At 67.2% G+C, this 6,739-nt stretch carries 6 protein-coding genes and 1 pseudogene; 3 read left to right on the top strand and 4 right to left on the bottom strand.

The annotated features are described in order from the left end of the window. Window positions 1–239: 239 nt before the first annotated feature. Window positions 240–1,212 (top strand): annotated as a pseudogene (locus IE277_RS45970) (DNA polymerase III subunit alpha); the annotation flags it as partial. Window positions 1,213–1,350: 138 nt separating this feature from the next. Here the strand turns inward: IE277_RS45970 and IE277_RS45975 are convergent. The 4 genes from IE277_RS45975 to IE277_RS45990 all read right to left on the bottom strand — a co-directional run bounded on the left by IE277_RS45975 (window position 1,351) and on the right by IE277_RS45990 (window position 5,180). Next, window positions 1,351–1,938 (bottom strand): hypothetical protein, encoded by a 588-nt coding sequence (locus tag IE277_RS45975; RefSeq protein ID WP_189960017.1) that lies wholly within the window; start codon window positions 1,936–1,938, stop codon window positions 1,351–1,353. Between the two features lie 276 nt (window positions 1,939–2,214). Continuing rightward, the gene (locus IE277_RS45980; protein ID WP_189960020.1) at window positions 2,215–2,829 is read right to left on the bottom strand and encodes a hypothetical protein; all 615 of its coding nucleotides are present in this window, start codon (window positions 2,827–2,829) and stop codon (window positions 2,215–2,217) included. Window positions 2,830–2,963: 134 nt separating this feature from the next. Beyond that, window positions 2,964–3,449 (bottom strand): hypothetical protein, encoded by a 486-nt coding sequence (locus IE277_RS45985; RefSeq protein WP_189960022.1) that lies wholly within the window; start codon window positions 3,447–3,449, stop codon window positions 2,964–2,966. Between the two features lie 624 nt (window positions 3,450–4,073). Then, window positions 4,074–5,180 carry a terpene synthase family protein gene (locus IE277_RS45990; RefSeq protein ID WP_189960024.1) on the bottom strand — a complete coding sequence of 369 codons (1,107 nt, stop codon included), beginning with the start codon at window positions 5,178–5,180 and terminating at the stop codon, window positions 4,074–4,076. 361 nt (window positions 5,181–5,541) lie between these two features. Between IE277_RS45990 and IE277_RS50305 the strand changes: the two genes are divergently transcribed. After that, window positions 5,542–5,859 carry a DUF8636 domain-containing protein gene (locus IE277_RS50305; RefSeq protein ID WP_506005357.1) on the top strand — a complete coding sequence of 106 codons (318 nt, stop codon included), beginning with the start codon at window positions 5,542–5,544 and terminating at the stop codon, window positions 5,857–5,859. A 469-nt stretch (window positions 5,860–6,328) separates the two neighbouring features. After that, window positions 6,329–6,589: a hypothetical protein gene (locus IE277_RS45995; RefSeq protein ID WP_189960025.1), complete on the top strand. Its 261-nt coding sequence runs from the start codon at window positions 6,329–6,331 to the stop codon at window positions 6,587–6,589. Window positions 6,590–6,739: the final 150 nt, after the last annotated feature.

A 6,739-nucleotide genomic window follows, 5' to 3' on the forward strand; every position in this document is an offset into this window, starting at 1 on the left:
CCTCTGACCTGCGAAAACGCGAGCTTTAGTTCAGTCAATACACCGCAGGTTCAAATCCTGTCCCCGCTACTCTCACGTGAAGGCCCGGTATTCACCGGGCCTTCACTGCGTTCGGGCCTGCGTCGTCTGGGCGACGATGCCCCCGCACGTTTGCCGCGGGATCTGCCCCTGTGAGCCAGGCGGTCGTTGAGTCAGTGCTCATGATCACGCGGAAATGCTCACCAAGCCGCGGATCCTACAGGCTGCCTGTGCAGCCGACCCCGGCCGGCTACCCGATGGTGCAGGCCGGCAAGGAGGACGTCGAAGACCTCGGCCTCCTCAAACTCGACGTCCTCGGGGTGCGGATGCAGTCCGCGATGGCCCACGCGGTCACCGAGATCCGCCGCACCACCGGCCGCCAGCTCGATCTCGACAACCCCGACCACGTCGACCTCAACGACCGTCTCGCCTTCGAGCTCATCCAGCGCAGCGACACCATCGGCCTCTTCCAGCTCGAAAGTCCCGGTCAGCAGGATCTGGTGGGGCGCCTTCAGCCGCGGCACATGCAGGACGTCATCGCGGACATCAGCCTCTTCCGGCCCGGCCCCGTGCAAGGCGGCATGCCCGCGCGCTGTTCATCGCCGCCCGGCACGGCGCGGCGCCGACATACGCGCACCCGGACCTGGAGCCGATCCTGTCCGACACGTACGGCGTGGTGATCTGGCACGAGCAGATCATCGCCATCCTCGCCCGGATGACCGGCTGCGACCGTGCCGCCGGCGACGTCGCCCGCCGCGCCCTCGCCGATCCCGACCGGCTGCCCAAGGTCGAGCAGTGGTTCCGCCGCGCCGCCGGCGAGCGCGGCTACGCCAAGGACGTCCTCGACGAAGTGTGGGAGACCGTCTCCTCCTTCGGCGCGTACGGCTTCTGCCGCGCCCACGCCGTCGCCTTCGCCGTCCCCGCCCTCCAAAGCGCCTACCTGAAGGCTCACTTCCCGGCATTCCTGTATGCGGGGCTGCTGGAGCACGACCCCGGGATGTGGCCGCGCCGGGTCATCGTCGCCGACGCCCGCCGCTACGGCGTGCCCGTCCTGTCCGTCGACGTCAACCACTCCCGCGCCACCACAGCGTCGAACAGACCGAACAAGGGTGGGGCGTGCGCCTCGCCTTCTCCACGGTCAAGGGCATCCACTCAGCCGAGACCGCCCGCCTCACCGCCGGCCAGCCCTACACCGGCGGGACGCATAGTCCCTGTACCCGGAGGGGCTTCGGAAGGGCGTCGCGTTGCATCGGGCCGCCGGGGCAAGCGCACGTGCGCGGCGGCGGCCGCGGTGCTCGGGATCGCCGGGAAGACGCTGCTCTCAGTCGGACATTAGGCGCTCTTGGCGGGCACCTCAGCTGTCGGTGGCTCCTCTGCGCCCTGGTCGTTCGAGTCTGCGGCGGAGGCGCGTCTGCTTGCTGCCCGCTTCGCTTGCAGGAACCAGCCGTTCTGGATGCAGCGGCGTGACTTCTCGTCGATCCAGGTCAGGCCGTCAGCCGCGTAGGACGAGGTCTCATGGAGCAGCAGAAGGCGCATCAGCTGGTAGGCACGCTGCCGCAGGTACTCGTGATTTTCTACAGCCCACTGCGCGCCCAGATAGGCCTCGCCTGTTGCCATGTTCCAGTTGTCGCTCGGTTCGTCCCCGACGGCAGCATCGGCAGCCACTTGGGCGTCCGCAGTCCTCCAATGGGATAGATCGCCTGCGGGCCTGCCCATGGAGCAGACGACGCGGTCGTTACTCCAGCCGGATTTCAGCGCGCATGCCACAAGCAGCGCCACCAACTTCTCCACCTCGTGGATGAGGGGAACGGTCTCTCGGAGCAGGCGATGCAGCCAGGCATCATGCTGCTCGGCCACGGCTGTGTTGAGGCTGAGGGCTTCTGCGAAGACACGATGGATTGAGTCGAACTGCGCGTCCACTACGGCCTGGATCCCGGCCTGAACGGCCGCGTTGCTCGGGTTCTCATCGCCGTCGTAGGAAGGGCTGTGTATGGGTTTTGTGTCACGATTTTTGAACGATGGAAGGCTTTGAGGGAAACGTACCCGATATGGCTATTTCTTCAACCGGCTGTCCAGACTGCGCGCCAAGGCCCACCTTGAGGTCTGTACGACGAGCCCCTGCCCGCCGGAAGCACAGGCGGCAGCCAGTCCTGGGCGGACGAGGAGAGCACTCCGCCTGGGCTCGTTCGTGCTTGATCAGATGGCGATGACGCCGCCGCCGAAGTCGTAGATGACCGCCTGCCATTCCAGCACCGGACAACTGGCGACGAACAGGGTGTCCAGACCATCCACCCCGCCCGAGGCGACTCGTCCCAGAGCCTCCTCATGAACCGGAAAGTTACCCTGAAGCGCGTCACAGCGTCGGCAGCCGTTGGCCAACTGTCGCTCGCGCATGGTCCGGCTATACCGGCTCTTGACGCCGGCGGCCAGCTCCGCGCGCCCTTCGCGCTCTGCCAAGAGCTGGCACAACTCCATCGTCTTCTCGTTGTCCGTGGTGTGCAGCCCCACGTAGCCGCGCGCGGGCCGGTTCGGGTACAGCCCGATCAGGCACAGCGTGTTCTCGCCGCACTTCCAGCACGCCCTGGTCATGCCCAGCACTCGCAGGTCGAGTGTGGTCGCAGAGCCGGACGGCGGCACCGTGGGCAGCATCAGGTTTTCCGGATCGAAGTCCTCAGACTCAGCGAGTTCATCGAGACTCTGGCAGGTCACACACCACGCCTCCCAGCCCTCGTCGTTCTTCCGGAGAAACCCTCCATCAGGCATCACCAGCACCGAGCACCTGGTACAACCACCCGCGAACCGGTTCTTCACGCGCTCCCCCTCCTGCGGCCTCGTGCGGTCACGGGCCGAGTCGAACCGGCACACTACCTCCGCAACTGCCGCTGACCGCGACGTGGGGCGGCTCCCCGGTGAGACAGTCACTTCACGTACCTCACCGCCGACGGTCACGACTGGCTCCCGGAGGGTGTGCCCGCGCCGGCCGCGTATGCGCGGCCCATCAGAGTGTTGAGGGCGAGTGCGGCCGTGGGGTCGGAGTCGGGCAGTCGGCCGACGGCGGACCGCTCGTCCTCGCTCAGCGAGTCCAGCAGACCGGTGCGGGCCAGGGTGCGCAGCAGGGCATGGCGCAAGATGTCCGGGGCGAGGGCGGTACGACGGGCGGCTTCGGCTTCTTGCTCCTGGCGGTGCTGCTCGTCCTCCAACTGCTGGGCACGTTCGCGTTCCGCGTCGGCGGCGAGTTCGTCCTGGACGACGGTGTCGGCCTGTGGGTCGTAGGTCCCGCCGGTGGTGGCGAGCAGTTGCACGATGCGTGCCCATTCGGCGAGTTCGGCTACATGGCGGCCGCCGTCATCGGCCAGGTCTTCGTAGCGGCGGTCCAGGTGCGCATCGAGTTCGGCTTCGTCGAGGGCTGCCGCTGCCTCTCCGTGGGTCATGCCCTGTACACGGCGATGTACGGAGGACCTGCCGACCTTCGCCTGGTCGACCGGCCTCCTGGGGGCGCCGGGCCTTGGCGCGGGCTTCGGGGACGCGGTGAGGCCGCCATCCTTCGGAAGTGTTCATCAGGGCTCGCTTTCGCCGTGGAACGGACGGCGGCCCGCCTGGAAAGCAAGTAGCGGGCCGGTCACCCAGGTTCTACCGGATCCTTGCCCACTGGAGGTACCGCGTGCCGAGTTACCCACACGGGCGACCACGGCCCGTGCCCTCGTGGCTCTGTACACGTCGAGGAGCAGCGTTTCTACGCCAGCGCTTTTGTCCTCGGCAACCCGTGCTCCGATGGCGCCGCAGACGGCGGAGTGCTTCCCCGGCGGTGGGCGGTGCTGTCCATCGTCGTGAACAACAGCTCGGTGCCGGCCTCCGAAGTGCCTCCCGAACTACTGTAGAAACGCTGCTCCTCTGTCCTTTGACAGCCAAGTTAGTCCGGCGCGGGATCCTGGCCTGGGCGACTAGGTTGGATGTCAAACGATCAGACCTGGTTTGTTGCCTCTGCGAGCACCGCCAAAGGACTGTTTTGCAGGGCGAACGAGGATCAGATTCTCGTGGTCTGTCACCGTGCGTAGTTAGAGGGTCGTTTCCCGGACAGCTCCTTCCGATGGCCGGAGAAGGAGATCATCCGGGTAGCTGGCGAGCGGTTCGGATCCGGAGGCTCGGCGGAAGTCGTCGATGTCGTAGCGCCTGACCTGGGAGTGCCAGGCGATCTGTCCGCGGATGTTGGCGGCGCAGGTCTCGGCGTAGGCGGTTGCGGCAGTGCGGCTGCCGACGGAGACGTCTTGCTTGTCGAGTTCCCGCTCCAGTGCCGTGCGGGCGCACTGGAAGACGCGGACCTGGTCGGCGACCTGGTCGGCGACGGCGTCCACGGCTTCCTGGGGGGAACGACTGTGCTGTTGCTGGATGATAAGGACCGCATTGCACGGGTATCCGACGAGAAGTTCCCGGTTAACCGAATAAACGTCATTGACCAGGGCGATGTGCAGCGCTGCGGCGTGGCGCAGTTCGCGCATCGGGCGGCATTCGCGGATGGTTTCGGGCACGAGAGTGGGCAGCGTCAGCTCTCCCAAGTCCCACAGCCAGGGCATGCCGACCGAGTACCGGCGCCATTCCAGGTATTCGTGCAACTGAGGCGGGCGGCGGGCGGTCTTGAGACGGGCCTCGGTGGAGTAGGAGTCGAGCCACGCCTCGAAGTGCCCGATGAAGGTGCGCTGCCAGTCTTCGGCGCGGCCCTTGGCCGTCTCCTGCCACAGCTGTGTCAGGGCCCGAGTGACGACGCTGCCCACGACCGGCGGATGCCCGTGCAGGATGCCACGCAGGTCGGCGATGACCGCGGCACGTTCTGCGAGCCGGTCGTCCTGGTCGTCCTCGTCGATCTGGTCGTCGATCCGGAACGTCAGGGCCAGCCACCTCAGGCCGGTGGCAAGGAGATCCAGATCGGCGCGCGGCCACACATAGGAGCCCGAGAGGTCGGCGCCGGTCGCACGCATCCGGGCCTGCGCCTTTTCGGTGGGCGCCAGCCCCATTGCCCCGATCCACTCCCACATCCGCCTGGACGCCTCCCGAAGATGCGGATTGCGTTCCAGAGGGAAGGGTGCGTAGAACTCCGGCATAACGAAGCTGGCGATCCCGTGCCGTTGCGGCTCGAGACGGCGGGTTCCTGGCTCACTCCTCGCCATGGCAGGCTCTCCCCACGAGGTTCCGGCGTCCGTCGAAGGTGCTGGCCCCAACCCCGCATTGACGACCGCGGTGAGGACACATGGGCAGCGAAGTTAGTCGAGTGCAGCCCGCTAACTAGATTCACTGTCAGAGAAGCCGAAACGACTGGGTTCGCTGACAAACGACTCGATTGGATGACCAAGGACAGAGGCGGTGTCACCGCACTACCGTAGACAGCGATCCGTTCCCACCCGCGCTCTGCGCGGGCAGCATCTCGCTCGACCGGCCCGGATGCAATCCACCGAACGGGTTCACCTCCTGCCCTGCCGCGAGGAACACAGTCGTGCGGCGATCGGTCTGGGTGAATCCGGTCGTCGTCGCATGCCGACCGGATGGGTCGAGGGCGGCGGCCACAATCGGCCCGCGAGGAAAGGCCGCAGTGACATCCGAAGTCGTCTCGAAACGGCATCCGTACGCACTGACACAGCCACCGCCGTCGCGTACGACAAGACCAGCGTCGACCGACGCAGGACCGAACTCGAAGAAGCAGGCGCCACCAGCATCGACATCGTGGTCCCGGGGAACTCCCCGAACCACCGGAGGAGGTGTCATGAGGGAGGACCTGGCTATTCAGGGGTGTTTCTCCGTGCGTCGCGTTGCTGGAGCGCGCGGTCGACGTGCTTGCGGACCCAGGGCTGATGCGTTCTCAGCCAGCGAGATGAACTGATCGCGTGTGTACGCGTCGCTGCGGACGGTTTGCGCGGTTCGCCATTGAGCGGTGTGCATCGTGAAGTCGCAGGTCACGGGTCTGGTGTGAATGGCGAGTTGGGTACTCGTGGCGGTCGGCGGCCGATGACCATGGTGTAGATCATCGGGCAGGTCCGGTTCTGGCGGGATGCCGGGTTCGGCTGCGCCCACGACCGGCCTCCGCCTACGATCCGTCAGCAGGTCGGCACACCGTGAGAACGCGGGAGGGCGCGGGGGATGCAGGAGCGGCAGAGGATCACCGCCCGCCGGAGCGAACTGGATGCTCTCGCCGAGGAGTTGGGCAAGCAACTCCAGGAGGCAGGCCTAGCGGCACGAACTGGCGATCGCGGAGCGGAGTGTTGAACCGCCTGGCCGAGCAGGCCCGGGCCGATGCCGGGCTGTCGCTCCGGCATCGACGAAGGTGGCCGGGCGGGCAGTCCTGCTCGTCCCGCACCGCGGCGACGCGGCCGACGAGGGCGGGCTGCCCGGCGACTACCGCAAGATCCTGGCGATCGTGCGGGAGGCGGACGGCCCGGTGCAGGTCAGGGCGGTCGGCGAGCGGCTGGGGCTGGACGCCTCGGTACACGGCAAGCTGGAACCTTTGCGGGCGAAGATGACCAAGCTCGCCGCCCGGGGCTGGCTGCACGAGCGGGGCGACGGGCGGTTCACGGCAGGTCCGTAGGCGCGCGGGGCGGGCCCGTAACTGACGGGCCCCCGAGGGCAATGAGGATCGCCCTCCTGCTAGAGCACTAACGGCCGCTGAAGAAGTCGATGAGGGCGGCGGCGACGGCCTCGGGCTGCTCCTCGGGGATGTAGTGACCGGCGTCGGGCA

The sequence above is a fragment of the Streptomyces alanosinicus genome, from assembly GCF_014650595.1.
GTDB lineage: Bacteria > Actinomycetota > Actinomycetes > Streptomycetales > Streptomycetaceae > Streptomyces > Streptomyces alanosinicus.

Bases quoted from the DNA above. Each gene is read 5' to 3' on its own strand.
- IE277_RS45990 (WP_189960024.1), bottom strand. From the start codon at position 5,180: ATGGCGAGGAGTGAGCCAGGAACCCGCCGTCTCGAGCCGCAACGGCAC.
- IE277_RS50305 (WP_506005357.1), top strand. From the start codon at position 5,542: ATGCCGACCGGATGGGTCGAGGGCGGCGGCCACAATCGGCCCGCGAGG.
- IE277_RS45985 (WP_189960022.1), bottom strand. From the start codon at position 3,449: ATGACCCACGGAGAGGCAGCGGCAGCCCTCGACGAAGCCGAACTCGAT.